This is a genomic window from Paenibacillus macerans, from assembly GCF_050565405.1.
Lineage (GTDB): Bacteria > Bacillota > Bacilli > Paenibacillales > Paenibacillaceae > Fontibacillus > Fontibacillus macerans_B.
Genome location: NZ_JBNYYG010000077.1, coordinates 1 through 25,939 on the forward strand (window position 1 = coordinate 1; position 25,939 = coordinate 25,939).

23 protein-coding genes and 1 riboswitch are annotated in these 25,939 nt (G+C 55.8%); of the genes, 19 read left to right on the forward strand and 4 right to left on the reverse strand.

Annotated features, from left to right (window positions below; genetic code table 11):
- From ACQ4N8_RS25935 to ACQ4N8_RS25965, 7 genes are all read left to right on the forward strand, one after another.
- A partial coding sequence (locus ACQ4N8_RS25935; protein WP_430707252.1) for an ATP-dependent helicase C-terminal domain-containing protein occupies positions 1 to 1,326 on the forward strand: 1,326 nt, incomplete at its 5' end.
- Between the two features lie 418 nt (positions 1,327 to 1,744).
- A complete protein-coding gene (locus ACQ4N8_RS25940; protein ID WP_430707253.1) occupies positions 1,745 to 3,835 on the forward strand; it encodes a glycosyl hydrolase family 18 protein in 2,091 nt (696 codons plus the stop codon).
- Between the two features lie 342 nt (positions 3,836 to 4,177).
- Entirely contained in the window at positions 4,178 to 4,678 is a 501-nt protein-coding gene (locus ACQ4N8_RS25945) for a PTS sugar transporter subunit IIA (RefSeq protein ID WP_430707254.1), read from the forward strand.
- A 29-nt stretch (positions 4,679 to 4,707) separates the two neighbouring features.
- Positions 4,708 to 6,171, forward strand: coding sequence for an N-acetylglucosamine-specific PTS transporter subunit IIBC (gene nagE, locus ACQ4N8_RS25950; protein WP_430707255.1), 1,464 nt, complete (start codon positions 4,708 to 4,710; stop codon positions 6,169 to 6,171).
- A 177-nt stretch (positions 6,172 to 6,348) separates the two neighbouring features.
- Positions 6,349 to 7,188 (forward strand): sensor histidine kinase, encoded by an 840-nt coding sequence (locus ACQ4N8_RS25955; RefSeq protein ID WP_430707256.1) that lies wholly within the window; start codon positions 6,349 to 6,351, stop codon positions 7,186 to 7,188.
- Positions 7,185 to 7,835, forward strand: coding sequence for a response regulator (locus tag ACQ4N8_RS25960; RefSeq protein WP_430707257.1), 651 nt, complete (start codon positions 7,185 to 7,187; stop codon positions 7,833 to 7,835). Before ACQ4N8_RS25955 ends, ACQ4N8_RS25960 begins: the two co-directional genes overlap by 4 nt.
- Positions 7,836 to 7,931: 96 nt before the next feature.
- A complete protein-coding gene (locus tag ACQ4N8_RS25965; protein WP_430707258.1) occupies positions 7,932 to 8,312 on the forward strand; it encodes a cupredoxin domain-containing protein in 381 nt (126 codons plus the stop codon).
- Positions 8,313 to 8,933: 621 nt separating this feature from the next.
- Here ACQ4N8_RS25965 and ACQ4N8_RS25970 read toward each other — a convergent pair.
- From ACQ4N8_RS25970 to ACQ4N8_RS25985, 4 genes are all read right to left on the reverse strand, one after another.
- The gene (locus ACQ4N8_RS25970; protein WP_430707259.1) at positions 8,934 to 9,233 is read right to left on the reverse strand and encodes a metal-sulfur cluster assembly factor; all 300 of its coding nucleotides are present in this window, start codon (positions 9,231 to 9,233) and stop codon (positions 8,934 to 8,936) included.
- 26 nt (positions 9,234 to 9,259) lie between these two features.
- Entirely contained in the window at positions 9,260 to 10,501 is a 1,242-nt protein-coding gene (locus tag ACQ4N8_RS25975; RefSeq protein WP_430707260.1) for a hypothetical protein, read from the reverse strand.
- Between the two features lie 13 nt (positions 10,502 to 10,514).
- Complete coding sequence (locus ACQ4N8_RS25980; RefSeq protein WP_430707261.1) at positions 10,515 to 11,078, reverse strand: DUF2249 domain-containing protein; 564 nt, start codon at positions 11,076 to 11,078, stop codon at positions 10,515 to 10,517.
- A gap of 80 nt (positions 11,079 to 11,158) precedes the next feature.
- Positions 11,159 to 12,103 (reverse strand): multicopper oxidase domain-containing protein, encoded by a 945-nt coding sequence (locus ACQ4N8_RS25985; RefSeq protein ID WP_430707273.1) that lies wholly within the window; start codon positions 12,101 to 12,103, stop codon positions 11,159 to 11,161.
- Positions 12,104 to 12,348: 245 nt separating this feature from the next.
- A riboswitch (cobalamin riboswitch) is annotated at positions 12,349 to 12,546 on the forward strand.
- Positions 12,547 to 12,702: 156 nt separating this feature from the next.
- Here ACQ4N8_RS25985 and metE point away from each other — a divergent pair.
- The 12 genes from metE (at position 12,703) to ACQ4N8_RS26045 (ending at position 25,537) form a co-directional block, all read left to right on the forward strand.
- On the forward strand, positions 12,703 to 15,009 hold the full coding sequence (gene metE, locus ACQ4N8_RS25990) for a 5-methyltetrahydropteroyltriglutamate--homocysteine S-methyltransferase (protein WP_430707262.1): 2,307 nt from the start codon (positions 12,703 to 12,705) through the stop codon (positions 15,007 to 15,009).
- 202 nt (positions 15,010 to 15,211) lie between these two features.
- Positions 15,212 to 15,838, forward strand: a complete 627-nt coding sequence (locus ACQ4N8_RS25995) for an FMN-dependent NADH-azoreductase (protein ID WP_430707263.1) — start codon at positions 15,212 to 15,214, stop codon at positions 15,836 to 15,838.
- Between the two features lie 164 nt (positions 15,839 to 16,002).
- Positions 16,003 to 16,494 carry a translation initiation factor IF-3 gene (infC, locus tag ACQ4N8_RS26000; protein ID WP_430707274.1) on the forward strand — a complete coding sequence of 164 codons (492 nt, stop codon included), beginning with the start codon at positions 16,003 to 16,005 and terminating at the stop codon, positions 16,492 to 16,494.
- A gap of 197 nt (positions 16,495 to 16,691) precedes the next feature.
- On the forward strand, positions 16,692 to 17,405 hold the full coding sequence (locus ACQ4N8_RS26005; protein ID WP_430707264.1) for an MgtC/SapB family protein: 714 nt from the start codon (positions 16,692 to 16,694) through the stop codon (positions 17,403 to 17,405).
- 103 nt (positions 17,406 to 17,508) lie between these two features.
- A complete protein-coding gene (locus ACQ4N8_RS26010) occupies positions 17,509 to 19,314 on the forward strand; it encodes an ABC transporter ATP-binding protein (protein WP_430707265.1) in 1,806 nt (601 codons plus the stop codon).
- Between the two features lie 14 nt (positions 19,315 to 19,328).
- Positions 19,329 to 20,009, forward strand: a complete 681-nt coding sequence (locus ACQ4N8_RS26015; protein ID WP_430707266.1) for a response regulator transcription factor — start codon at positions 19,329 to 19,331, stop codon at positions 20,007 to 20,009.
- Positions 20,006 to 21,070 carry a sensor histidine kinase gene (locus ACQ4N8_RS26020; RefSeq protein WP_430707267.1) on the forward strand — a complete coding sequence of 355 codons (1,065 nt, stop codon included), beginning with the start codon at positions 20,006 to 20,008 and terminating at the stop codon, positions 21,068 to 21,070. The genes ACQ4N8_RS26015 and ACQ4N8_RS26020 overlap by 4 nt, the downstream gene beginning before the upstream one ends.
- Before the next feature lie 104 nt (positions 21,071 to 21,174).
- Positions 21,175 to 21,876: a response regulator gene (locus ACQ4N8_RS26025; protein ID WP_430707268.1), complete on the forward strand. Its 702-nt coding sequence runs from the start codon at positions 21,175 to 21,177 to the stop codon at positions 21,874 to 21,876.
- On the forward strand, positions 21,866 to 22,957 hold the full coding sequence (locus ACQ4N8_RS26030; RefSeq protein ID WP_430707269.1) for a sensor histidine kinase: 1,092 nt from the start codon (positions 21,866 to 21,868) through the stop codon (positions 22,955 to 22,957). The genes ACQ4N8_RS26025 and ACQ4N8_RS26030 overlap by 11 nt, the downstream gene beginning before the upstream one ends.
- A gap of 227 nt (positions 22,958 to 23,184) precedes the next feature.
- Positions 23,185 to 23,676, forward strand: coding sequence for an RNA polymerase sigma factor (locus tag ACQ4N8_RS26035; protein ID WP_430707270.1), 492 nt, complete (start codon positions 23,185 to 23,187; stop codon positions 23,674 to 23,676).
- 135 nt (positions 23,677 to 23,811) lie between these two features.
- Entirely contained in the window at positions 23,812 to 24,252 is a 441-nt protein-coding gene (locus ACQ4N8_RS26040; protein ID WP_430707271.1) for a VOC family protein, read from the forward strand.
- 52 nt (positions 24,253 to 24,304) lie between these two features.
- On the forward strand, positions 24,305 to 25,537 hold the full coding sequence (locus ACQ4N8_RS26045; protein ID WP_430707272.1) for an MFS transporter: 1,233 nt from the start codon (positions 24,305 to 24,307) through the stop codon (positions 25,535 to 25,537).
- Positions 25,538 to 25,939 lie beyond the last annotated feature (402 nt).

Sequence of the window (25,939 nt, forward strand, 5' to 3'; positions counted from 1 at the left end):
CGGGGGGCCACCGCGGCGCAGGAGCCCGACCGGGACGGCCTGCGCCGCATCGCCGGGCTCGCGCGCCAGTGGGAGAAGCGGCTCGCGGAGCTGGAGCGCCCGTCCCCGGCCGATGCGGCCGCTCCCCGCGGTTCGGATGACGATCCAAGCCTCCCGCTCGGGATGGACATGGAGGGCGATCCCGATTACGAGCCGCTGGAGGAGGACGAAGCCGATAGCGAGTTGACCGGAAAGTCCGAAGCAATCGGCAACCCGCAGGGAGAGCGCCAAGCGGTTGCTGCCAAGACACCCGCAGCCCATCGGCATGCCGGCACGGGTGCCGAATCAGGCAGCGGCTCCGAGCATGGGAGGTCCTCCGCGGAGCTGGACCGCTGCTGCGGATTGCTCGTGTCATTCGCTTACCCGGACCGCATTGCCAGCCGCCGCCCGGACGGGCGGTACCTGCTGCGGAACGGCCGCGGCGCGCAGCTTGCCTTCAAGGATTCCATGGGCGCAGCGCCGTTCCTGGCCATCGCCGAGGTGGACGACGAGGGAACGGAGGGGCGGATTTTGCTGGCGGCTCCGCTCGACGAGACGGACTTGCATCGTTATTACGGCCAGGAGATAGCCGAGGAACGCAGCGCGGCTTGGGACGACGCATCCGGTACGGTGCGGGCTCGAATCCGCCAAACGTTCGGCGCGATCGTGCTGAGAGAGCAGCCGGATCCGCAGCCGGGGCCCGAGCAGATCACGCGTGCCCTGCTGGACGCGGTTGCCGCCAAGGGCGTGGGCATTCTGCCATGGACGGATAAAGCCCGCAAGCTCCAGGAACGGCTGCTGTTCTTGCATAATTTGGACGAACGATGGCCGGACGTTTCCGACGAGACGCTGGCGGCGACGGCAGAATCGTGGTTGGCGCCCTATTTGTCCGGCGTGCGCAAGCGTTCCGATCTGCAGGCTTTGTCGTTGTACGGCATCCTGGAGAACCTGCTGGACTGGCCGCGGCAACAGGAATTGAACGCCGAGGCGCCAACGCATCTGCTTGTCCCGAGCGGCTCCAAAATCCAGGTTCATTACGATGGACCGCAGGCCCCGTATGCCGCGGTACGCCTGCAGGAGGTGTTCGGGATGATGGAGACGCCGCGAATCGGCTTCGGCCGGGTGCCGATCACGCTGCATCTGCTATCGCCGGCAAGCCGGCCGGTTCAAGTGACCGCGGATTTGCGCAGCTTTTGGGAGACGACCTATTTCGAGGTCAAAAAAGACCTCAAAGGCCGTTACCCCAAGCATTACTGGCCGGATGACCCCCTCCAGGCCACGGCCACCCGCAAGGTTCGTCCCCATTAACTCATTTGTTTTTGCGACAAGCGCGGCGATCCCGGAAGATCGCCGCGCTTGTTTGCCGTCCCCGCATATTTCATTCTCCGCATACGAGATTCGAGTAAATAATAGAAATTTATCCTTTAATCGCCAAATTTATTGTGATTTAATAGATTTGTAAACGATGTAAGAGATTTCCTCCAGGCGCCGGAGGCGAAGCTCCGCTATCGTTTGCCTCCAACACTAGTCCATTGATGATTCGGGAGGTGATCGGCCGGTTCGACAGAGGCCAAGCCAGGATTGGTAGATTCATAGGAAAGGTGACGTGCTGACGGAAGAAGGAAAGGTTTTGCCAAAGGCCCATACGGATGTCATCAGATTACGACGGCTCTTCTTGCTTGCTTTATTCCATCTAATTTCCTAATGAAAGAGAGGGATTTAAGTTATGCATTCGATGAGAACCCACCGATTCGTCACGAAATGGAAGTGGTTTGCCATGACCTGCTTGGCGTTGTCCCTGTTGCTCCCGGGAGGTCTCCTCCAGCCGCCGGCCGCGAAGGCGGCGGATTCATACAAAATCGTAGCCTATTACCCGTCGTGGGGGGCTTATACACGCAATTTTAACGTAACGGATATCGACGCCTCGAAAATCACGCATATCAACTATGCATTTGCGGATATCGCCTGGAACGGCATTCACGGCAACCCCGATCCGGCCGGGCCGAATCCGGTAACCTGGCCGACCCAGGACGAGAAAGGGCAGACGATCAACGTGCCCAACGGCACGATCGTGCTGGGCGATCCCTGGATCGACGCCGGCAAGCAGTTCGCCGGGGATACCTGGGACCAGCCTTATGCCGGGAACATCCATCAATTGAACAAGCTGAAACAGGCCAACCCGCACCTGAAAACGATCGTTTCCGTCGGCGGATGGACGTGGTCCAACCGCTTCAGCGATGTGGCCGCCAGCCAGGTGACGCGCGAAACGTTCGCGAATTCGGCGGTCGATTTTTTACGGAAATTCAACTTCGACGGGATCGACCTGGACTGGGAGTATCCGGTCGCCGGCGGATTGCCGGGCAACAGCTACCGTACGGAGGATAAGCAGAACTACACGAAGCTGCTGCAGGAAATTCGCAATAAGCTGAATGCGGCGGGCGCCGTGGACGGGAAGCAATACCTGCTAACGATCGCTTCGGGGGCATCGCCTGCGTTCGTAAGCAACACGGAGCTTGGAAACATCGCCTCCATCGTCGACTGGATCAATATCATGACGTACGACTTCAACGGCGGGTGGCAGCAAGTTACGGCTCATAATGCGCCGTTGTACTACGACCCGGCGGCAGGAAGCGCCGGCGTGCCCAGCGCTTCGGCATTCAATGCCGAAGCCGCGGTGCAAGGGCATTTGAATGCGGGCGTACCGGCGAACAAGCTGGTGCTCGGCGTGCCGTTTTACGGACGGGGCTGGGACGGCGTGAACAGTTCCGGCAACGGGCAATATCAGAGCGCCAGCGGCGCTTCGAGCATAGGAACCTGGGAGGCCGGATCGTTTGATTTCTACGATCTGGAAGCCAATTATATCAATAAGAACGGCTATACGCGTTATTGGAACGATACCGCTAAAGTGCCTTACCTGTATAACCCCTCGGCCCGGCGTTACATCTCCTATGACGACACGCAATCGCTTGGTTTCAAAACCGATTACATCAAGAGCCGGGGCTTGGCCGGCGCCATGTTCTGGGAGCTTAGCGGAGACCGGAACAAAACGCTGCAAACCAAGCTGCGCAGTGACCTGGGCGGCGGCGTCAATCCGCCTACGGATACGCAGGCTCCAACGGCACCCGCCGGCTTGACGGCGGCAGCCAAGACGGCTAACTCCGTAACGCTAACCTGGCAGCCTTCCTCGGATAACGTCGGCGTCACCCGTTACGACGTGTTCCGAAACGGGGCGCCGGCAGCCACCGTAACCGGGACGACGGCTACAGTCAGCGGCCTTCAGCCGGCAACGGCTTACGTTTTTACGGTCGTCGCCAGGGATGCGGCCGGAAATGCGTCGCCATCCAGCGCAGCGTTGACGGTCACGACGGAACCGGGAACGATTCCGACGGATACGACTGCACCTACCGTGCCTGGCAATTTGACGGTGACGGCCAAATCGTCTTCCAGCGTCAGCCTAAGCTGGAGCGCATCGAGCGATAATGTCAGCGTCACCGGGTATGAGGTATACAACGGCAGCCAGCTGGCTGCCACGGTGACGGGGACGACGGCGACAATCAGCGGTCTTCAGCCGTCCAGCTCTTATACGTTTACCGTGAAGGCCAAGGACGCCGCAGGCAACAGTTCCGCGGCAAGCAACGCGGCGACGGCGACGACGGATCCATCCGGAACGGGTCCGGCAGCCTGGGCGCCTTACACGGCGTATACGGTGAATCAGCTCGTTACGTATAACGGGGTAACCTATAAGGTGGTTCAGTCCCATACGTCGCTGCCCGGTTGGGAACCGGATAAAGTACCGGCTTTATTCCAGCCGCAGTAATGGACGATTATGAGAAGATTTTACCCCTAGATTAGCGGATTCTACCCCTAAATTAACAGGATTATACAGCATATCTTACATTTCGTGAACGCTTTCAATTTTCTATTGACGGTTAGTATGGCTTGAATTATTATAGTCACATAACCGAAAACCAAATGACTTTTGGCGTGTTACCGTTGATCCAGATGGGCATGAGCCAAGGAAAGCAGACCTATTTGAAAGGTTTCTTTTCTTGGCTTTTTTTGTTGCCCTTGAATGAGCTCCAATTTGTTTCGGGAAAAAAAGGTATAGTTCCCATGGACTTGCCGGAATATAGATAATAACATTCGGGAGGGTACAACCATGTTTTCAAAGTGGAGAAAGAAAAGTACAGAAAACCAAACCGTAGAAATCCATTCGCCGTTGTCCGGAGAGGCCGTTCCTTTGGCTCAGGTACCTGACGAGGCTTTTGCCGGCGGCCATATGGGACCTGGGCTCGCCATCGAGCCCAGCGCGGGCAAGCTGGTCGCGCCGTTTGACGGCAAAGTGGTCCATGTGATCAAAAGCAGCCATGCGGTTATGATGGAGCATCCTTCGGGATTGCAATTTTTGTTCCACATCGGAATCAATACGGTATCGCTCAAAGGGGAAGGCTTCATTTCCCACATTGCCGCCGGGGATAAAGTAAAAGCGGGACAACTGATGATCGAGTTCGATATCGAGAAAATTCGGGAAGCCGGTTATCCGGTGATCTCGCCAATCATAGTAACAAACGCCGGAGAAGTGACGAGCAACCTGGAAACGCTCAACGGTCCTGTGACGGCAGGCGGAAGCGTCATTTTGAAGGCGGTTTTAAAAATATAACCTTATTGTTAGGAAAGGATGATTTGTGCATGCTAGCTTTTCTCCAGAAAATCGGTAAGTCATTGATGCTTCCGGTTGCAACACTGCCTGCAGCGGCGATCTTGCTCAGGTTCGGCAGCGTCGACTACATCAAGGAATTTCACCTGGGAGAGGGAGTAGGGGGATTCCTCAACACTTACATTGCTCCGTTCCTGGCGGCCGGCGGGGGGACGATCTTCGATAACCTTCCGTTGATCTTTGCCGTCGGGGTGGCGATCGGTTTGGCCGGGGATGCGGTTGCAGCCTTGTCCGCCGTGATCGGTCAATTGATTTTGCTAAACGTACTCGACAGAGTGCCTGGAATTTTTCCTGAACTCATGCAGTCTGCGGATACCAAACTGAATATGGGCGTGCTCGGCGGGATTATCGTCGGCTGCATTTCCGCCTATCTCTACAAACGATACCACACCATTAAGCTGCCGGATTGGTTAGGATTCTTCGGGGGCAAACGTTTTGTTCCGATGATAACCGCTATCACGATGGTTGTCGTAGGCTTGATCTTTGGCTTGATCTGGGGCCCTGTGCAATCAGCTTTGGATACTTTTGGGGATTGGGTAACAAGCCTCGGCGGCATCGGTTCGGCTATTCATATCATTGCCAACCGCCTGTTGGTTCCTTTTGGCCTTCACCACATCATCAACTCGATCGTCTGGTTCCAAATCGGCGACTTTACCAACGCTGCCGGAGAAGTTATTCACGGCGACCTGCATCGCTTCTTTGCCGGAGACAAGACGGCAGGCATGTTCATGACCGGTTTCTTCCCGATTATGATGTTCGGCCTTCCGGCCGCTGCCTTTGCGATCATTCATACGGCTAAGCCGGAAAGACGCAAAATGGTTAGCTCCATTTTCCTGGGGGCCGCGCTTGCTTCCTTCCTGACAGGGATTACGGAGCCGCTGGAGTTCGCGTTTATGTTCGTGGCGCCGGTGCTTTACGGGATTCACGCCGTATTGTCCGGAATCGCGGCATATGTCACTTATGCGCTGGGCATGAAGCTTGGTTTCGGATTCTCGGCCGGTTTCATCGATTATGCGATCAACTACCAGATTTCGACGAAACCGTTGCTCCTCATTCCGGTAGGTTTGGCAACCGCGGTTGTATATTATGTCATCTTCCGCTTCATGATCGTCAAGTTCAATTTGAAAACGCCAGGGCGCGAAGATACGGTGGATATTGCCGAGGTTGAGGAAGCACCTGCCGCAACAGGTGCGTTCACAGCCGACACCAGATCCGCCAAAATCCTGGCGAACATAGGCGGACCGGAAAACATCGAGTCCGTGGATGCGTGCATTACCCGCCTTCGCCTCGTCGTCAAGGACGATAAAGCCGTCAACGATGCCGCGCTGAAACAGCTTGGAGCATCGGGGGTCATGAGACTCGGCAAAGGCGCAGTCCAAGTCGTGTTCGGGCCGCAATCCGAAGCGATCAAGGATGAAATCAAAAAAATGTTGTAGGGTAACACACGTTAATGCCAAGCAGGGCGGAGCCTCAATCCGCCCTGCTTTTTAATTTACGGGCGAGACACGCAAAAGGATTCACTTTATGTCATTTTATGCCCCAGGACTTGCCAGCTCCGCTACGCGTTATGTAAAGTTAAGTCGGAAGAGAATGAACATAAGCGGGGTTAGGATATGACTTATAAATTGACCAAGTGGATGATCCTGATCGTACCGACGCTGGTTGTCGGGTTGTGGGAATATGTGCGGCATCAGTTTTTGATGCCTTATGTTTCGATGGAAATGGGCAATGTGTTGACGCCGGTCATTTTATTCGCGGTCAGCATCACGCTGCTGCATCGCTGGTTTTCGTACCTGGAGCGTATGCAGGAAGAACTACAGCGGGAGCGGGCGCTGAAGGCCAAGCTGGAGCAGCGGGAACAGCTGGCCCGCGAACTGCATGACGGGATCGCGCAATCGTTGTTTCTGCTGTCGGTGAAGGTTGACCGCGCCGATCGGCAGCAAACTTCTCAGGGCGGAGCGTACGACTGGCATGGGCTGCGCAAGACGATTCATGAGGTGAACCGGTATGTACGGGAAGCGATCTCCGATTTGCGCATTCCGCCGGACGCGAAGGAGAGCGAAGCAAATGACGCTGCGATACCGGCGCTGATCCGGCAGATGGCAGCCGAGCAGCAACTGGCGTTGCAGCTGGACTGGCGGCTCGGGGAAGAGGCGTGGTCCGCAAAAGCGAAGCTGGAGCTGCTGTCCTGCGTACGCGAAGCGCTCATCAATGCCGGCAAGCATGCGGGCGTACAGGAGGTCCGCATCGCCGGCAGCGGCGATGCGCGGCGTTTTCTTGTGAAGGTAGACGATAGCGGGACCGGATTTGCGGCCGATCATCCGCCCGAGCCGGGCCGATACGGGTTGCAAATTATGCGGGAGCGGGCGGAGCATATGGGCTGGGAGCTGACGATTGTTTCCGTGCCGGGAAACACGACGGTGGAGATTCGGGGAGGAGGCGGAGAGGAATGAAGGTAAGGGTGCTGGTCGTTGACGATCATCCGCATGCCAGGGAAGCGATCGGCGATATTTTGGCGGAGGATGCGGGTTTTGAAATCGTGGCGTTTGCGGCGGGCGCCGATGAGGCGATCGCGCAGACGGAGTTGTGGATGCCGGATCTGATCCTGATGGATATTCATATGCCGGGCAAAGACGGCCTGGAAACGACCCGGGAGATCAAGCTGCGTTATCCTTACGTGAAGATCGTCCTGATCACCGTGTCGGATGATGCCGCCCATCTGTTTGAGGCGTTGAAGCAGGGGGCGCAGGGGTACTTGCTCAAAAATTTGGAACCCGGAACCTGGCTCGAGTATTTGCGGGCTGTCGCCAGCGACGAGGCCCCTTTGTCCAGCGAATTGGCGCTGCGTATTTTGCAGGAGTTTCCTCTGGCAAAGAAAGAAACGGGGGAGGGGCCGCCGCTGACTGCACGCGAGCGCGAGATTCTCGGCTGGGTGGCCCAGGGGATGACCAACCGGGAGATCGCCGGGGAGCTGCACATCTCCGATCAGACGGTCAAAAACCACCTGAAAAACATTTTGCATAAGCTGCATTTGGAAAACCGCGTCCAATTGACGAGGTATGCGCTGGAGCAAGGCTGGGTGGATCGGCGGGGGAATTAATTCGGATCCTGCCCTGATGTTGTGACAGAAGTCACAAGGCAGAGGTTCTCACCGCTCTACACTTAAATTAGTTCCAAGTGTAAGGGGGAGAACCGCATGAAAATCCGAATAGGCGCTATTGCAATCGCTTTGGGCTGCGCCCTGCTGATATCGGCCTGCGCCGATGCGCCCGACCGTTACATCGGCTCGGGTACTGAAACGGCGGCGAAGGGTCCGGTCAAGGTGTTTACCGTCCATGCCCAGCCTTCGGGTTACGATGTTCAGGAAATCAAGGTCAAGCGGGGAGATACGGTCCGCATTACGCTTAAAAATACGCAAGGCATGCATTCGCTGAAAATCAAAGGCTATAACAAAGAAGTCAGAGGCGGCAAAACGATCACCTTCGTGGCGGATCAAGCGGGGGAGTTCGAATTCTCCTGCAACATCTCCTGCGGCAAAGGCCATAAGGAAATGAAGGGGACCTTTATCGTGAGGTAACCCGGCACGGTTCGGGATGCCTCTATTCAAAAAAGCTGACAGCCCATCCAATCGATGAGGCTGCCAGCTTTTTCTTTACGCATCGCCTTAAAATTGCAAATTAAAAAGTCGGGTTTGGAGCACCGAAGTTATCGTAACCGCGCTGAACGTAACGGACCGTAATGACCTTATTTGCCCATTTCCCGGCTATTTCCCGCTGTAACGGACTCCAGAGACCTTATTCGGCTCTTATAGAAGCCATTTAGCTGCTTTTGACCGAAATAAGGTCTCCTCGGTCCGTTAGCGTAGCTGAGAGCTACGTGAGCAACTCAAATGTTTCCGGAGGAAACATGCATCGGAAGCATACGCTTAGGCCCGGCTGAATTCAAGATTCGACGCCGAGTAACCTTCCTTGAATAGTCTTCGTGATCCCAAAGATGACTTTTTGAACTACCGTTTCAATGAAGGTTCAAAAAGTCAGGTTTGGAGCACCGAGAAGGTTGGATGAAGCTAGGGACTGAGTAGCGGAGCGTAGACAGATCTACGTGAGCAACGGAAGTCCCGGCTGAATTCAAGATTCGACGCCGAGTAACCTTCCTTGAATAGTCTTCGTGATCCCAAAGATGACTTTTTGAACTACCTCTAAAAATAACCCAATTGCTCCTTGGCGGCTTCCGACATATGCTCCGGCGACCATCTGGGTTCCCAAACAACATCGACCTCGGGGTCGGTGATTCCCAGTTGATCGCTTAAGACAAAGCGGACCCCGCCTACGATCGTGTCGTGCATCGGACAACCCGGCGTCGTCAAGGTCATCTGAATATAGACGCGATCCTCTTCCTCGCGAATGTCGTAGACGAGTCCCAGGTCCACGATGTTGACGCCAAGCTCCGGATCGTATACTTCCCGCAGGCTTTCGCGGATTTGTTCGATTCTGTTCATTTTTCAGTCGACCTCCATATTTGAATTTAATGGGCAAACACCAACGCGATCAAAGCGATATAGGCAACGGAGACGAGGGACAAGCCGGCGCCTCCTATGGCGATGACGAGCTGCGAGTCGACGACCAGTCCGGCCAGGACGGTCAGGTTGGCGCATAAGATGGCCGTCAAGCCGAGGTTGGCCTTCCGTTCATCAAGCAGGTCGGCCAATACCGGCGTACCCGGCTTGCCGGCCTGTTTGCCGTATTTATGCGTCCACCAAAGAAAGGGAACGATTTTGGACACGTAGCCCAGCACGGTAAACGATACCCAGCAGCTGAGGTAAACCCAGCCGGCCGTCAGCACGGTTTTGGTATCCAGCAAATGCTCCGGCGAGACGATGGACCGCAGAACAAACGCGAGGATAAAGATAGCAAAGATTTGGCTGCCGGTGACCGTCCATTCGATTCCGGCTCCGGGGCTGCGCTTATGGCGTTTTTTGCGGATTTGCAGCAAATGCGCGTTGTAGGCGATGACGGCCGAAGCGATCAGCAGCAGCGCCGCGATTTTGAACCACACCGGCAAGCCGAACAGGAAGGAGCTTGCTCCGACGAGCACGCCTGCATTCCATAAAGACAATACCGCGTATTCCAGCTTGGTCGGGTAGTCGTGGGACAGGTAAAACATCGGCAGCAGCTTGTAGCTGAAGCCGGTGATTAGCAATCCGAACCAACCGAGCGTTCCGAGCCAGATATGGGTGCCGAACAGGTTCTCGTGGAGCCCGTTCCAAAGGCCGGTGGCGAAGTTGATCCCCATGGCCATGCCGGACAGGCCGGTCAGCAGCAGGTAGAGGACCGCGCAGCCCGTACTGATCGTAATCGCGTTCCAAAGGCCGGCGCGAAACAGTGTCGCGGCCATATTCCAGACGAACAGTACTATACCTAGGAAGGCCATCGTGGCGAATCCGCCGATCCAGTACGTATCTCCCTGAATGAATCCGAACAACAGTCCGAACAGTCCGACAGTAAATAAAGCGTAATGCAGATATCCCAGCCGTTCGCTGTATACATTCGTTTGCAAAATGACGTTAATCAGCTGGTACACGGCCCCCATGGCCAGCATGGTAGCCCAGCCGAGCACGAACAGATGCACCTGGAACCAGCCCGCGGGACCGCGGATGCCTTCGCCAAGCCAGCCCGTGAGCGACATCAGGGAGGTGGCGTGGAACAGGACGAATCCGAAAATCCCCGTTACGATAAATAAAAAGGGGAGTCGGGACATGGCGGGCATCGCATTCACCTCCTTAAGGTTTGCGGATTTTCACTTTGGCGGTGCCGTCCGGTTGTTCCTCCACGGTGTAGGTGCAGCCCAGGCCGTTCAGCTCTTCGATCAAAAATACCGGCACCCGGTCATTGTGGATATGAACCTCGTCTCCGGATTTGCACTTCTCGAGCGTGGCAAGGGTCCGCACCATCGGCTGCGGCGGCTCCAGGCCGCGGTTGTCGAGCACGGTGACCTTGGCTTCCGTTTCGGCAGCTACCGCTGCTGGAGCGGCCGGCTTCGTTTCGACGGCTTCCGGAATTTCGGCATGGGCGCCTGCGGCGGGTTCATCCAGCCACGCTTTGTTCTTCTTATGGACGAAGGTCGTGATCCAGTGTTCTTTATCCTGCATCACCGCTTTGCCGACAAGTCCCTTCATCTTCAGGAATCCCAGCAAGGGCGTGGGCTTGAAGGTGGCGTGCAGGACGAATATATCGTCTTGCTCCAGCGTTTTAACGTGGTCCATGATGAGCTGGAACGGCTCCAATTTGTTTTTGAGCTGCTCGCGAACATCCAGTTCGACGATTTTGGCTTCGTTTCGATGCATCTGGCATCACCTCTCGGTTAGTTTGGTATTTGGCATGGACCGCGATTCGAAGTGCGGAATCATTTTGTATGCCGCGCAAGTTAATGGCTCATGCCGGGTTCACCGTTATCTTTGCCGTCCGCGGTGACCCGCAGGATGGCGGTCGCTCCTTTGGAGGCATCGGCCAACTGATGGGTAAGAATCGGATAGTCGCCTTCCTCCGTCACGGTAAACTCGACCACGGCGCCGCCGCCTGCCGGGAGCATGACGGTTTGCAACCCGTACAGGACGTTGTTCGGATTGCCGTCCAGGTACACCCGATCCATGGTCGTGCCCACCACATGAAACGACGATACGTGGTTCGGCCCCGAGTTGGTGACGTAAAGCCGCACCTTGTCGCCGACTTTGGCGAGGAACGGGTGTTCTTTTAGCGTAAAGTCATCGCCGTTGAAGACAACGTACTCCGGTTCGCCTTGTTGAAAAGCGTCATAATCGTTTTCCGCGTACCATTCGCTTTGCACGATCGTGTATTCCCGGTCGATGTCCGTATCGGTTTCGTAGCCGTCCTTCGGCTCCACGATGATCATCCCGTGCATCCCGTTGGCGACGTGGAGGAGGACCGGACTGGTGCCGCAGTGGTACATAAAGACGCCGGGGGTGTCCGCAGGGTACGTAAAGATTCCTTTTTCGTCCGGCATGACATCGATGAATTTGCGGCTTGGAGCGGCATGGACGGCGTGGAAATCCATCGAATGCGGCATCTCCGGGTCCATGTTGGTTAACGTAAACTCGAGCGTATCTCCTTCTTTGACACGAATCACCGGCCCCGGAGCGGTTCCGTTAAACGTCCAGGCGTTATAAAAGACGCCTTCGGAAATTTCTAAATCGGTCGTTTGCGCGGTCATTTCGATATGCACGACGTTTCCTTCGCGCTCGATGACCGGCTTGACCGGAGGCTGATTGAGTTTGTGTTCTTCCTCCGCCGGGGCAGCTTCCCCGACTTCGGCATGTCCGGATGGAAAAGCCAGCCAGGCGGCCGCGACCATGATCAATCCGGCGAGTATCAGGAAACACCACTTCGGTATTTTCGGCTTGTTCATATCCATTCACCTTTCTATGAGGCTGAGCTGGAACTAGGGTTAATTTAAGAGTACGACGGGTTGCTAGGGGTCATTGTGATATTAATCACTTGAATGTTGTCGAAATTGCATAAACCGAAATGTTTATAATTCCGATGAGTTTGGTGTTGTACTCTTGGGGGACATGAAGTAATATGAGAGATATATTCCAACAGAATAGGATGGAAGTAGGTGTTCCGGCCGGTTTGGCCGGAGCTTAATAGGGAAGTCCGGTGCGATGCCGGCGCGGTCCCGCCACTGTAACAGAGGAGTCGATTACTTCAATGCCACTGGTGAACCAGGTTCACCGGGAAGGCTGTAACCGGCGATGATGCTGAAGCCAGGAGACCTGCCTATGTTCCAAGCACTGCTGTACCTACGGGAGATAGGGAGGTGTTAAAGATGCAAACCATCGAAACCATGATCGAAGGTCCTCTTTAGCCATGCCGCTATCGGGGATCTTTTTTGTTGCGCTTGATTCGGGAGACTAGGTTCGACATACGACGAGATGGGGAGGAAACACAAAGATGGGAAATGTATTGGGCGGTAATCTGGGGTATCCCAGAATAGGCAAGCAACGGGAATGGAAAAAAAGCATCGAGGCGTATTGGGCAGGCAAGGCGACGCAAGACGAGCTGCACGCCGGCCTGGCCGCCATCCGGCTCGACAACGTGCGGCTGCAGCGGGAAAAGGGGATCGACGTGATCCCGGTCGGGGATTTTACCTATTACGATCAGGTATTGGATACGGCAACGATGTTCGGCCTGGTGCCGGGACGTTTTGCTTGGGAGGGCGGAGAGGTTACGCTGGATACCTACTACGCGATCGCTCGGGGGAATGACCGGGCGGCGGCCAGCGAGATGACCAAATGGTTTAATACGAACTACCATTATATCGTTCCGGAGCTGGGAGACCGGGAGCCGCAGTTGACCGCGAACCGGCCGCTCGCCGGTTATCTGGAGGCCAAGCGGGAGCTGGGCGTGGAAGGCCGGCCCGTCGTGCTGGGCTTGTTCACTTTCCTGAAGCTGTCCAAGGGATACGCGGCGGCGGAATGGGATGCCTGGGTCGGGAAGCTGCTGCCGCTTTATGTCCGGGTGTTGCGGGAAGTGCACGAGGCCGGCGCGGCCTGGGTTCAAATCGACGAGCCGGCGGCGGTCACTTCCTTGACCCCTGATGATCTTCGTTCGCTAAAAACGATTTACCGGACCATCGCGGCCGAAGTGCCGGGGCTGCAGGTGATGCTGCAAACCTATTTCGACGCCGTCGAACATTTCGAAACGTTGGCGGAGCTGCCGGTACAAGGCATCGGGCTCGATTTCGTGCATGGACGGGAAGGCAATATGGAAGCTTTGCGGCGGTTGGGTTTCCCGGCCGGCAAAACGCTCGGAGCGGGCATCGTCGACGGCCGGAACATCTGGCGCGCCGATTTGGACGAAAGCCTGAAGCTGCTGCAGGAAATCCGCCTGCTGGCGGGGGACCCGGAGCTGATCGTGCAGCCGTCCTGCAGCCTGCTGCACGTTCCGGTATCCGCAGCCGGGGAAGCGCGGCTGGCGCCGGTGTTGCGCGAGGCCTTGACGTTTGCCGAGCAGAAGCTGGAGGAGCTGGCGAGCTTGCGCGAGGCCGCTCGGGCGGGCAAGGGCGATCGCGAACCGGAGCGGTTCGCGGAGAACCGGCGGGCGCTGGCCGCGCTGGCTGCGGACCCGGCCCGGAGCCGGGGAAGCGTGCGCGAGGAGGCCGCGCTGGCCGCCCTGCTGCCGGCGAAGCGCGGCAGCGAGTTTGCGGAGCGGCGCCGCAAGCAGCAGGCGAAGTGGCGGCTGCCGTTTCTGCCGACGACCACGATCGGCAGCTTTCCGCAAACCGCCGAGGTCAGAGCCGCCCGCCAGAAATGGCGCAAAGGCGAATGGAGCCCAGAGCGGTACGACGATTTTATTCAAACGGAAATCCGCAAATGGATCGGAATTCAGGAGGAGCTCGGCCTCGACGTGCTGGTGCATGGCGAATTTGAACGGACCGATATGGTGGAGTTTTTCGGCGAGAAGCTCCCGGGGTTCGCATTTACGCAGGGAGGCTGGGTGCAATCGTACGGAACGCGCTGCGTGAAGCCGCCGGTGATCTATGGGGACGTCGATTTCGCCGGCCCGATGACCGTGAAGGAAACGGCTTATGCCGGGACGTTGACGGCCAAACCGGTGAAGGGGATGCTGACGGGACCGGTCACGATATTGAATTGGTCGTTCGTCCGGAACGACCTGCCCCGCGATCAGGTAGCCTACCAAATCGCGTTGGCCCTCCGCAAGGAAGTAGAAGCGCTCGAGGAAGCCGGCATTGAGATGATCCAGGTGGATGAACCCGCGCTCCGGGAAGGGCTGCCGTTGAAGCAAAGCGAATGGGCCAAGTATTTGGCATGGGCGGTGAAATCGTTCCGCGTAGCCACGTCGACGGTCCGGGATACGACGCAAATCCATACGCATATGTGTTATTGCGAATTTGCCGATATCATCGACGATATTCGCGCATTGGACGCCGACGTCATATCGATCGAAACCTCACGCAGTCACGGGGAGCTTGTGCAAAGCTTCGAGGAGCATACCTATCCTTTGGGCATCGGGCTAGGCGTTTACGATATTCACAGCCCGCGCGTTCCTTCGGAGGCGGAAATGGTTGCCTTGATCGAACGGGCGCTGCAAGTGCTGGATCCGGAGCTGTTCTGGATTAATCCCGATTGCGGCCTGAAAACAAGGGGCGAGGAAGAGACGGTGGCTTCGTTGCGGCAAATGGTGGACGCAGCCGGACATTTCCGCCGTAAATACAGCCGGGAACCGCAAAAGCAATAAGTTCGGATATAGAGTAAGATGCGTTGAACGCGTGAGTATATCGCGGCATGGCCGGGTCCTAGAGACCCGGTTAAATTTTGTTAGTAACTGTAATTGACAAAGTTGTAGATAGGCATTACAATAACTATTGTTCGAAAAGTCGCAGATAAAAAGAAAGTAACTGAAAAAATTATACAAACATTTTTTGGAGGGAGACCACATCATGTCGCAAGTATTATTCGTGAAAGCCAATAACCGGCCGGCGGACCAATCCGCCACAGTTAAATTGTACGAAAGCTTCCTGCAAACTTATAAGGAAACGCATCCTGGGGATACGATTTCCGAGCTGAACCTGTTTGAGGTTGAGCTTCCTTATTACGACGTGGATATGCTGAACGGTCTGTTCAAAGCAGGCAAAGGCATACCGGCGACGCCGGAAGAACAAAAAGCGGCCGATCTGGCGAATGCCTACCTGGATCAATTCTTGAAAGCCGACAAAGTCGTATTTGCTTTCCCGCTGTGGAACTTCACGATTCCTGCCCAGCTGTTGACTTACCTGTTCTACCTGAACCAAGCCGGCAAAACGTTCAAATATACCGAACAAGGTCCGGTCGGACTTGTCGGCGACAAGAAAATCGCTTTGCTGCAGGCTCGCGGCGGCGTTTATTCCGAAGGTCCGATGACCGCGCTGGAAATGTCGCTGAACTACGTGAAAAACGTTTTGACCTTCTGGGGCGTTACCAATCCGGAAGCCGTCGTGGTGGAAGGGCATAACCAATTTGCGGACCGCGCCGAAGAGATCGTTCAGGACGGCGTAAAACGTGCGGCTGACCTGGCTGCGAAGTTCTAATCGACATCGATCATCCGCATGCATTCCGGATTCGGATCAAGAGCTGTTTTCCCTGGCGCAAGCCCGGGAGAGCAGCTCTTTTTCTATGGGCGCCGCATGCCGAATCGTTTGAAGATTTGTTATAATACTAGCAATGAAGAGAGACAAGGCGGGGGATAACGATGATCATCATGAATGAGAAGATCAGGGCTTCGGAAGTCCAATTAACCGGCGTGAACGGGGAGGACCTGGGCATTGTGGCGACGAAGGATGCGCTGGCCATGGCCAAATCGTCGAATGTGGACCTGGTCTGCACTTCGCTGCTGTCCAGTCCGCCGCCCTGCAAGCTGGTTCGCCGAGCCGACCATCAAAAGGAGCAGACGCAAGCCAAGCAAAAGGAGCGCAAAGCGGCGTCCGGCGGCAAGCTGAAGGAAATCCGCTTGTCCGCCCTCATCGAAGACCATGACTACGATACGAAGAAGCGCCAGGCCGAGCGGATTTTGGCGGCTGGCAACGATGTGCAGCTCACGGTGCTCGTCGAGAACAAGAAGACCGATCCGGCCAAACGGCTGGCCGAGGAGCTGGTCCGCGACCTTCGGCCTGTCGGGCGGCTGGACAAGGGGATCCAGGTGAGCGGCAAACAGGTCATCGCCATCCTCCGGGCCGTCCGGGAATAGCCGAGCCGCCATCTATGAGCCAAGTCGGCAAACCGAAACCTCCGGCAACACGCCGCGAGGTTTTTTTGGTTGGCGTCAGCGAGTCATGGGGTTCGGTCGCGCGATTACGCGGGCTTTTGCTTGAATTAATCAATTTGCGTCGACCAGGCGAATACAATTATACTCACTTTATATGACCGAAGGAGTTGCGTTTCATCATGGAAATCGACTTGGAAATGATTTTTAAGCTTTGCATGGCTTTATTGTTCGGCCTGTTCATCGGCATCGACCGCCAATTGAAACAGAAGCCGCTCGGCATTAAAACGAGCATGGTCATTTGTATCGCCAGCTGTTTGGTGACGATCGTGTCGATCGAGGCTTTCGAGAAGTTCGCCGGCCCGGACCATCCGAACATGGATCCGATGCGGCTCGCGGCGCAAATCGTCAGCGGCATCGGTTTCCTGGGTGCGGGCGCCATCTTGCGGCGCAGCAACGAAGGGATTTCCGGGCTCACCTCGGCGGCGATGATCTGGGCGGCTTCCGGGATCGGGATCGCGATCGGGACCGGGTTTTATCTCGAAGCGGGACTGACCGTTATTTTGCTGATCATCTCGGTGAATTTCGTGCCTTATCTCATTAAATGGATCGGACCTTATAAACTCAACCAACGCGACGTATCGATCAAAATCGTGATGGAGGATCACGGCAATGTGACCGAGCTGATCCGCGTCATTGAACGTAAGGATGAAAAGGGACGAGGGACCAACGCCAACCCGCACCGCATCCGCCGGCTGAAGATCAAAGATCTGGAGGAAGGCAGACAGCGGGTGGACATGGTGATTTCGGCCTCGGAAAAAGAATATACGACGGAAATTTATCATTTCCTCCGCACCATCGATCATGTCATCAGCGTGGAAGTGGAAAATTTATAAACGCCGCGGCCGTTTAACTTCAGTTTACAAAGCGGTTGTATTCTTTCCCTGAGCAATTCGCAGCTCATCTGGTGCAGATAGAGATGAAGGGAAGAGAAACCATATGCCAAGGAACCTACCTGAAAAATCGGAGCAGGATGCTCAAACGAGGAAAAAAAGCGGCAGCACCCGGGCGTTTTACCAACTGATGCGGGAAACGAAACCGCCGTTGCTGCTGTTGACGGTTGCCGTATTGCTGAGCGTGGCGTCGACGTTGGTGAGCCTGGTCATTCCGATGTTCACGAAAAATCTCGTGGACGGCTTTTCGCTGTCCTCGATCAGCGGCTCGCAAATCGTGATGATCGGCGCCGCTTTCATCGGGATGTCGATCGCCTCGGGGCTATCGATCTATTTATTGAACTATACCGGGCAACGCATGGTCGCCAGCCTGAGGGACCGCTTATGGAAGAAGCTGCTCCGCTTGCCCGTCTCTTATTTCGATAACAACCGGACGGGAGAATCGGTCAGCCGGATGACCAATGACACCGGCATAATCAAAGCGCTGATCTCCGAGCAGATCGCCGGTTTCTTCAGCGGCATCATCTCCATCGTGGGAGCCGTGGCCGTATTGTTTTATCTGAATTGGAAAATGACCCTGGTCATGTTTGCCGTAATTCCGCTGGCCGCTTTGATTCTCGCGCCGCTGGGCCGGATGATGTACAAAATCTCCATCGGCATGCAGGACGAAACGGCGTCCTTTACGGCTTCGCTAAGTCAGGTGCTGTCGGAAATCCGGCTGGTCAAGGCATCCAACGCCGAACGCAAGGAATACGAGGGCGGAAGCCAAGCGATCGGCAATCTGCTGAGATTCGGCGTACGGGAGGGCAAAGTCATGGCCTGGATCAGCCCGTTCATGGCCTTCGTCATGATGATGCTGCTGGTTGTGGTCATCGGTTACGGCGGCATGCAGGTGTCCAGCGGCGGATTGACTGCGGGGGAATTGGTTGCGTTTATTTTGTATCTGGTGCAGATCGTGATGCCGATGACGCAATTGACGACGTTTTTTACGCAGCTGCAGAAGGCCAAGGGGGCGACGGAACGCATTCTGGAAACGCTCGACGCCGAAGAGGAGCCTTTCGACTCCGGCAAGGAGGTAGCGGACGCCAACCAGCCGCTGGCGATCGAGGGCCTTACCTTCGGGTATAAGCCGGATGAGCCGGTGTTGCAAGGCATCAGCTTTACGATGGAGCCCGGGACGGTTACGGCGGTCGTGGGCCCGAGCGGCGGCGGCAAAACGACGCTGTTCTCCATGCTGGAGCGGTATTACGTACCGCAGCAGGGCAGCATCCGGCTGGGCGCGGACCCGATTGATTCGTTTACGCTCCGCTCCTGGCGCGGCATGATCGGGTATGTCTCACAAGAGAGCCCGATCATCGCCGGCACGATTCGCGAAAATCTCTGTTACGGCATCGAACGCGAAGTTGGCGAGGCGGAGCTGAAACGGGCGGCAGAGATGGCTTATGCCGACGGCTTCATTGCCGAGCTGCCAAACGGATTCGATACGGATGTGGGCGAGCGCGGCGTCAAGCTGTCCGGCGGTCAGCGGCAGCGGATCGCCATCGCGCGGGCGCTGCTGCGCGATCCGAAGATCCTCATGCTGGACGAGGCGACTTCCAGCCTCGACAGCCGCTCGGAAATCGTCGTGCAGAAGGCGCTGAGAAACCTGATGGAAGGCCGGACGACGATCGTTATCGCCCACCGGCTGTCTACCGTCGTAGGCGCGGATCAGTTGATTTTTATCGAGAAGGGGCAGGTGACGGGCCGAGGAACGCATGAGGAGCTGTTGCGGCAGCACGCCATGTACCGCGAATTCGCCTCGCAGCAGCTGCAAATCGCCGCCGGCGAAGAGTTCGAAGAGGTTATCGGGTAAGGGAGAGAGGGAACATGGCAAAAATACTCGTGGTAGACGACGATCAGCATATCCGCGAACTGGTACGCCTTTTTCTGGAGGAAGCGGGCTTGGAGCAGGTCCTGGAGGCGGGGGATGGGCGGGAAGCCTTGAACCTGGTCGAATCGGAAAAGGTCGACATGGTCATTCTGGATATCATGATGCCGGAGATGGACGGCTGGGAGCTCTGCCGCGAGCTGCGGCGGCATTACGAAATGCCGCTGCTCATGCTGACCGCCAAAGGGGAGACTCGGCAGGTCGTCAAAGGCTTCGAGCTCGGCACGGACGACTACCTGGTCAAACCGTTCGAACCGGCGGAGCTGGTCGCCCGGGTCAAGGCGCTGCTGAAGCGTTATCAGGTGTCGATCTCCCAAACCGTAACGATCGGCGTTTTGCGAATGAACCGCAAAACGTTCGAAGCGGACGGCAAGGGGGAAAGCTTCACTCTGCCGCTGAAGGAGTTCGAGCTACTGTTCAAGCTCGGCGGTCAGGCGGGGCGTACGCTGACCCGAGAGCAACTGATCGAAGATATTTGGGGCTACGATTTCGAGGGGAACGAACGCACGTTGGACGTGCATATCAACCGCCTGCGCGAACGGTTTCCCGAAGAGAGGTTCGGCTTCAAAATCCGCACGATTCGCGGGCTGGGCTACCGTCTGGAGGTGGGCGAACGTTGACTTGGTGGAAGAAGGTTTGGGAGGCCCTGGTCAGAATCATGCAGGTGCTTGTCTTCATGTGCATTTTCGGCTTTACCTGGACGGTGTCCGTTTGGATGACCTCGGCGCTTTACCGAATATGGGAACCGCCTTATTCCGCTTACGTCATCGGTTTGTTGAACGTGATCCTGGGCACGATTCTGTTCGGCTTACTGATATCCGTCATCAGTTTAGCGTTCCGGTCCAAACAACTGATGAAGCTGAATATGATCATCGACGCGATTCGCCGAATTTCCAGGGGGGATTTCACCGTTCGTCTGGATGGCTATGAGAAAATGCGAGAATTCGAAACGATCGTGCACAGCATCAACGAGATGGCCGGAGCGCTCGGGCAAATGGAGACGATGCGGCAGGACTTCATTTCTAACGTGTCGCACGAAATCCAATCGCCGCTGACTTCGATTCGCGGTTTTGCCAGAGCTTTGCGGAAACCGGATCTTTCGCCGGAGAAACGAAACCATTACTTGGAGATCATCGAGTCGGAAAGCCGCCGTTTGTCGCAGATGAGCGATAATTTGCTCAAGCTTTCCTCTCTGGAGACGGACCGGGCCTCGCTGCGGACAAACCGGTTCCGGCTCGACCGCCAGCTGCAAAACGTGGTCCTGGCCTGCGAACCTCAATGGCTCGCCAAAAATATTCAGATTCAACTGGAGCTGAGCGAGCTGGAGGTGGAAGGCGCCGAGGACCTGCTCAGCCAGGTCTGGATGAACCTGCTGCACAACAGCATCAAATTTACGCCCGAGGGAGGGGAGATCGGGTTCACCCTTGCGCCCGGGGAGGATGGGGCGGTCGTCACCGTCGCGGACAACGGGATCGGGATGGCGGAACAGGACATCGGCCACATTTTCGAGCGCTTTTACAAAGCGGACAAATCGCGGACGCGCAGCGCCGGAGGCAGCGGACTGGGCTTATCCATCGTCAAAAAAATCGTCGACATCCATGAAGGTGACATTTCCGTAACGTCCGAGCCGGGGAAAGGCTCCTGTTTTCGCGTCGCGATCCCTTACAGGTGGAAACCATAACCGGCGTATTTTGTAACCTTTTATTTGTTACTGGGGGCGAAAGACATGGTATGATGTTACTGTGTCACGTGTCAAACCAGCTCAAATAAAGGATGATTTGGTCAATGAGTAAACGAATACTGATCGTCGACGATGATGATAAAATCGCCAAACTGATTGAAATATATTTAACGAACGAAGGCTACGACGTATTGAAGGCGGAGGACGGGTTGAAGGCGCTCGAGATCACCGAGCGGGAAGAGGCCGATTTGGTGATTCTCGACGTGATGCTGCCGGGACTGGACGGGATTTCCGTGTGCATGAAGATCCGCGAAACCCGGACGACGCCGATTCTGATGCTGAGCGCCAGAGATGGCGACATGGATAAAATTACCGGACTGATGACCGGCGCCGACGATTACATGGTCAAACCGTTTAATCCGCTGGAGCTCGTCGCCCGGGTTAAATCGCTGTTGCGTCGCTCCTCTTATGCCGCTCAGCCCGCAGCGGCCGCTTCGGCGTCGCAGGATATCATCAAGATCGCCTCGCTGCAGATCGACAAGGAGACGCATATGGCTACGGTGGACGGGAATCCCCTGAAGCTGACGCCGATCGAGTTCGGCATCCTGTACCTGCTGGCCAGCCACCCTGGCCGGGTGTTCGGTTCCGAGGAAATCTTCGAGCTCATATGGAAAGACAAGTATTTGGACAGCAGCAACTCCGTGACGGTGCATATCAGCCGCCTGCGGGATAAGCTGGAGAAAGAAATGGACGGGGAGAAGTTGATCCGTACCGTATGGGGGGTCGGCTACAAACTTGAAAGCTAGCTTGCGTTTTTTGGCTTGGCTGTTCTGGACCGTCGTCGCTTCCTTAATCTCGCTGTTTTTGTTGATTTTGCTGGCTCGGTTGTTTTTCATCGTGTTTCCGGACCTCACGTTTTTTTCGATCATTCTGTGGATTAACCGGAACATCGGGTTCCCCGAAGCTTATTATTTGACGGGCGTCCCGATCATTTTGCTGTTTTCCCTGTATTTTTACCGCCGGGGCATCCGCCGCCACGAGAAGAAATATCTGGAGCTGCTGATCGAGGAAGTCCATAAGATCGAAGAAGGCTCCGTACGCAAAATTCCGGTGGAGAACGTCGGCCAGCTCGGCCAGCTGGCCACCGACATCAACCGAATGGTGGATCGGCTGCGCACCTCCATGGAGGAAGAACGCCGGGCGGAGCAGACCAAAAATGAACTGATCACGAACGTTTCCCACGATTTGCGCACCCCGCTGACCTCGATTACCGGCTATTTGGGGTTGATCGAGCAAGACCGCTACCGCGACGAAGTCGAGCTGCGTTATTACATCAACATGGCCTATGAGGAATCGCTGCGGCTGAAGCAGCTCCTGCAGGATTTGTTCGAATATACGCGGATGCAGAACAAGGAACTGAAGCTGCAGAAAACGCGGATCAATCTCGTCGAGATGCTTCATCAAATGACCGCCCATTTCGGCTGGCAGCTGCAGGAGAACGGCATGGAATGCCGGTTGTACCTGCAAGGCCCGCTACTCATCCATGCGGATGGGGACAAGCTGAGAAGGGTGTACGAGAATCTGATCACCAACGCGATCCGTTATGGCCATGAAGGCAAATATTTGGATATCCGCAGCTGGCAGGACGGGGACGAAATCGTCACGGAGGTCGTCAATTATGGAGAGCCGATCCCGGCAGCCGATTTGCCGCATCTGTTCGACCGGTTCTACAGGGTGGAGAAATCACGGGCGACCCATACGGGCGGCTCCGGCATCGGCTTGGCGATTGCCAAGCATATCGTCGATCTGCATCACGGTTCGATCGCTGCGGAAAGCAACGAATACCGTACCGCCTTCATCGTACGGCTGCCGCGCGAAGAGGCATAAGGCATTCCGGCAGAGCCGCCTTCCTTCCCAAGAACATGCAAGAATACGTTTGCAAGAAACGAGACGCCCGCCGGCGTCTTTTTTGTTTAAGGAAAACGCAGCAATTTCTTAATGAAAACTTAACAATTTCTTAGACGGGACGCAAACTCTATTCGGCATAATGAACAAAGCAAGACAAAGAAACAGAGGGTCTTGCCTGAGGTTTGGGGAGAAAGTGAGGAATTCAAATGAAAAACCGTTCAATGGATTTACTTTACCGCGAATATAAAACCGACGTATTTCGATATCTGTATAGCATGTGCCGCAATCCGCATACCGCAGAGGACCTGATGCAGGAGACGTTCTGCCGGGCGCTGAAGCATTTGGATGACGCAGAGGGGAAGAAGGCCAAGGCCTGGCTGCTCCGGGTCGCCCATAACGCCTACATCGATACGCTGCGCAAGGAAAGCCGTTCGTCCGCTTATGAAAATGATTTTTTTCATCGCTATCCGAGCGACGATACGCCGGAAAAATCTGTGCTTGGCCAGGAGCTTCAAAAGGAGCTGTACGCGCAGCTGTCCCTGCTGCAGCCGAACCAGCAGCATGCGGTGCTGCTGTATGACGTGCACGGCTTCTCTTATCAGGAATCCGCCGATTTGATGGGAGTGTCGCTATCCCATTTCAAAATCCTGCTGTACCGGGCCAGGCAGAAATTGCGCCGCTCCAGAGAGACGGCCTAATCATAAAAAAATACGGCATTGGATCCAAGGCTGCCCCGAGGGCGGCCTTTTGTTCTTCATCTATTCTTTTTCGCGGATTTGATGTAGGATATAGAATACCAGAAAAAGACATTAACCATAGGGAGGGATTATGCCTTGATACCGCAGCGAGTGACTTTGGTTACTTTGGGGGCGAGGGATTTGCCGGGTCTTCGCGCCTTTTATCAGCGTTTGGGGTGGGAGGACACGCCGGCGAGCTCGGATGAATTCTGCGTATTTACGAACGCGGGCGTGCTGCTGAGTCTTGTTCCCTATGCCAAATTGGCGGAGGATGCCGGACTCGGCGAGCAGGCTGAAATGACGGCCAAGCCTTCGTTCCGGGGGATGACGCTTGCGGTGAACGTGGAGGAGCCGGAGATGGTCGACGCCGCCATCGAGAAGGCCCGCGCCGCGGGCGCAGCCATTTTGAAGGAGCCGGTCGAGGCTTTTTGGGGCGGACGTTCCGCCTATTTCGCCGATCCGGAGTTTAATGTGTGGGAGGTCGCCTGGAATCCGTCCGCCGTATTCGACGAAAGCGGCGGCATGCTTTCTTTTTAACAAGGATAACTTTCATTCCCCGTGGTCAAGAGAGGACTAAAGTGAGGTACAGATGAATCAGACAGCAGCCGTAAAACCGGCATCACCTGCATTAACGGTCTATCCGATCTTGTTTTCGATCAGCATCGTGCATTTGCTCAACGACACCATGCAGTCGGCGATTCCCGCCCTGTTTCCGGTGCTGCGCGAGTCGCTGCTCTTGTCGTACGGGCAGATCGGATGGATTTCGTTTGCCATGAATATGACGGCATCGGTGTTTCAGCCTTTGGTAGGCTTGTACTCCGATGTCCGCCCGCGGCCGTATATTTTGCCGCTGGGCGTATGCTTTACGCTGGCCGGCGTCGTTATGCTGGCCTTTGCCCCGACCTATAGCCTGATATTGCTTGCGGTCACCTCGATCGGGTTGGGCTCGTCGGTATTCCATCCGGAGTCTTCGCGCGTTGCTTATTTGGCGGCGGGATCGAGACGCGGATTGGCGCAGTCGATCTTTCAGGTCGGCGGCAATATCGGCGCATCACTGGGGCCGATCATGTCGGCCCTGATCTTTATTCCGCTGGGGCAGACCAGCGTCGTGTGGTTTGCGCTGGCGGCGGTCATCGCGATCGTGATTCAGTTTTTCGTGGCCAGATGGTACGGAGCGCAGGATCTGAAACCGCGAAAGACCCGCGTTGGCGGCAGCGCCGCAGGCGGCGAAGCGGCCGTGGCGAAAAGCAGCCTTAGCCGGGGCAAAGTCGTGCTGGCCATTACCGTCCTGGTGCTGCTGCTCTTCTCCAAAAACGTGTATTCGATCAGCATCTCCACGTTTTATTCGTTTTTCCTGATGGATCATTACGGCCTGGCCAAGGATACGGCGCAGTGGTACATATTCGCTTTCCTGGCCGCAGCGGCGGTCGGGACGTTTTTCGGCGGGCCGATCGCGGACCGTTATGGTCGGCGGAACATCATTTGGGCGTCCATTCTGGGGACGGCGCCGTTTTCGCTGCTGCTTCCCTACGCCAATCTGTTCTGGTCCGGCGTGCTGGTCGTGATTGCCGGCTTTATCATGTCCTCGGCCTTTTCCATTATCGTCGTTTATGCGCAGGAACTGCTGCCCGGGAAGGTCGGACTCGTCTCCGGCCTGTTCTTCGGCCTCTCCTTTGGCCTTGGCGGCCTGGGCTCGGCGGTGCTCGGCAACTTTGCCGATCAGACCGGCATCCTGTTCATCATGCAGCTGTGCTCCTACCTGCCGCTGATCGGCCTGCTGGCCGTACTGCTGCCGAAGGATGAGTCGTTGAAGCAAGGATAGCCTAAGGCGGGCTATTCATGCTTCCTGATATCGCAATACCGCTAAGTGCGGTCTGTCTACTATGAATGTAAGTCGATAGATATTTTTCATAGATAGCGGAATTTATATCATTTCAAAGCTCAACACTCGCTGTCCGGACACTTTGCACGATTATCCCGTTTGATCAGGTATAGAGAAATAGATAAGCTAGGGAGTAGGAAATATTTTTGTGGAGAAGCAGATAGGTTCAAAATAAATTAGAAGGGCTTAAGAGAAGGGAGCAGGGTTAGGAGAAGTAAAGTGGACCGGACGGGAGATGAAGGATAAGGCGTGGGGAAAGAGTCTGTAAAATAAATTGTGTAAACTCCTAAACCCAGTAAAATGGAAGTAATAGAAAGGTTGGGAGAACACATGGGACTTTGG

What these genes read in the sequence shown, in the direction of transcription:
- nagE (WP_430707255.1), top strand. Translation starts at nt 4,708, where the DNA reads ATGCTAGCTTTTCTCCAGAAAATCGGTAAGTCATTGATGCTTCCGGTT.
- ACQ4N8_RS25995 (WP_430707263.1), top strand. Translation starts at nt 15,212, where the DNA reads ATGTCGCAAGTATTATTCGTGAAAGCCAATAACCGGCCGGCGGACCAA.
- ACQ4N8_RS25970 (WP_430707259.1), bottom strand. Translation starts at nt 9,233, where the DNA reads ATGAACAGAATCGAACAAATCCGCGAAAGCCTGCGGGAAGTATACGAT.
- ACQ4N8_RS25945 (WP_430707254.1), top strand. Translation starts at nt 4,178, where the DNA reads ATGTTTTCAAAGTGGAGAAAGAAAAGTACAGAAAACCAAACCGTAGAA.
- ACQ4N8_RS26035 (WP_430707270.1), top strand. Translation starts at nt 23,185, where the DNA reads ATGAAAAACCGTTCAATGGATTTACTTTACCGCGAATATAAAACCGAC.
- ACQ4N8_RS25960 (WP_430707257.1), top strand. Translation starts at nt 7,185, where the DNA reads ATGAAGGTAAGGGTGCTGGTCGTTGACGATCATCCGCATGCCAGGGAA.
- metE (WP_430707262.1), top strand. Translation starts at nt 12,703, where the DNA reads ATGGGAAATGTATTGGGCGGTAATCTGGGGTATCCCAGAATAGGCAAG.
- ACQ4N8_RS26010 (WP_430707265.1), top strand. Translation starts at nt 17,509, where the DNA reads ATGCCAAGGAACCTACCTGAAAAATCGGAGCAGGATGCTCAAACGAGG.
- ACQ4N8_RS25975 (WP_430707260.1), bottom strand. Translation starts at nt 10,501, where the DNA reads ATGCCCGCCATGTCCCGACTCCCCTTTTTATTTATCGTAACGGGGATT.
- ACQ4N8_RS25985 (WP_430707273.1), bottom strand. Translation starts at nt 12,103, where the DNA reads ATGGTCGCGGCCGCCTGGCTGGCTTTTCCATCCGGACATGCCGAAGTC.
- ACQ4N8_RS26045 (WP_430707272.1), top strand. Translation starts at nt 24,305, where the DNA reads ATGAATCAGACAGCAGCCGTAAAACCGGCATCACCTGCATTAACGGTC.
- ACQ4N8_RS25940 (WP_430707253.1), top strand. Translation starts at nt 1,745, where the DNA reads ATGCATTCGATGAGAACCCACCGATTCGTCACGAAATGGAAGTGGTTT.
- ACQ4N8_RS26015 (WP_430707266.1), top strand. Translation starts at nt 19,329, where the DNA reads ATGGCAAAAATACTCGTGGTAGACGACGATCAGCATATCCGCGAACTG.
- ACQ4N8_RS25965 (WP_430707258.1), top strand. Translation starts at nt 7,932, where the DNA reads ATGAAAATCCGAATAGGCGCTATTGCAATCGCTTTGGGCTGCGCCCTG.
- ACQ4N8_RS26005 (WP_430707264.1), top strand. Translation starts at nt 16,692, where the DNA reads ATGGAAATCGACTTGGAAATGATTTTTAAGCTTTGCATGGCTTTATTG.
- ACQ4N8_RS25955 (WP_430707256.1), top strand. Translation starts at nt 6,349, where the DNA reads ATGACTTATAAATTGACCAAGTGGATGATCCTGATCGTACCGACGCTG.
- ACQ4N8_RS25980 (WP_430707261.1), bottom strand. Translation starts at nt 11,078, where the DNA reads ATGCATCGAAACGAAGCCAAAATCGTCGAACTGGATGTTCGCGAGCAG.
- ACQ4N8_RS26025 (WP_430707268.1), top strand. Translation starts at nt 21,175, where the DNA reads ATGAGTAAACGAATACTGATCGTCGACGATGATGATAAAATCGCCAAA.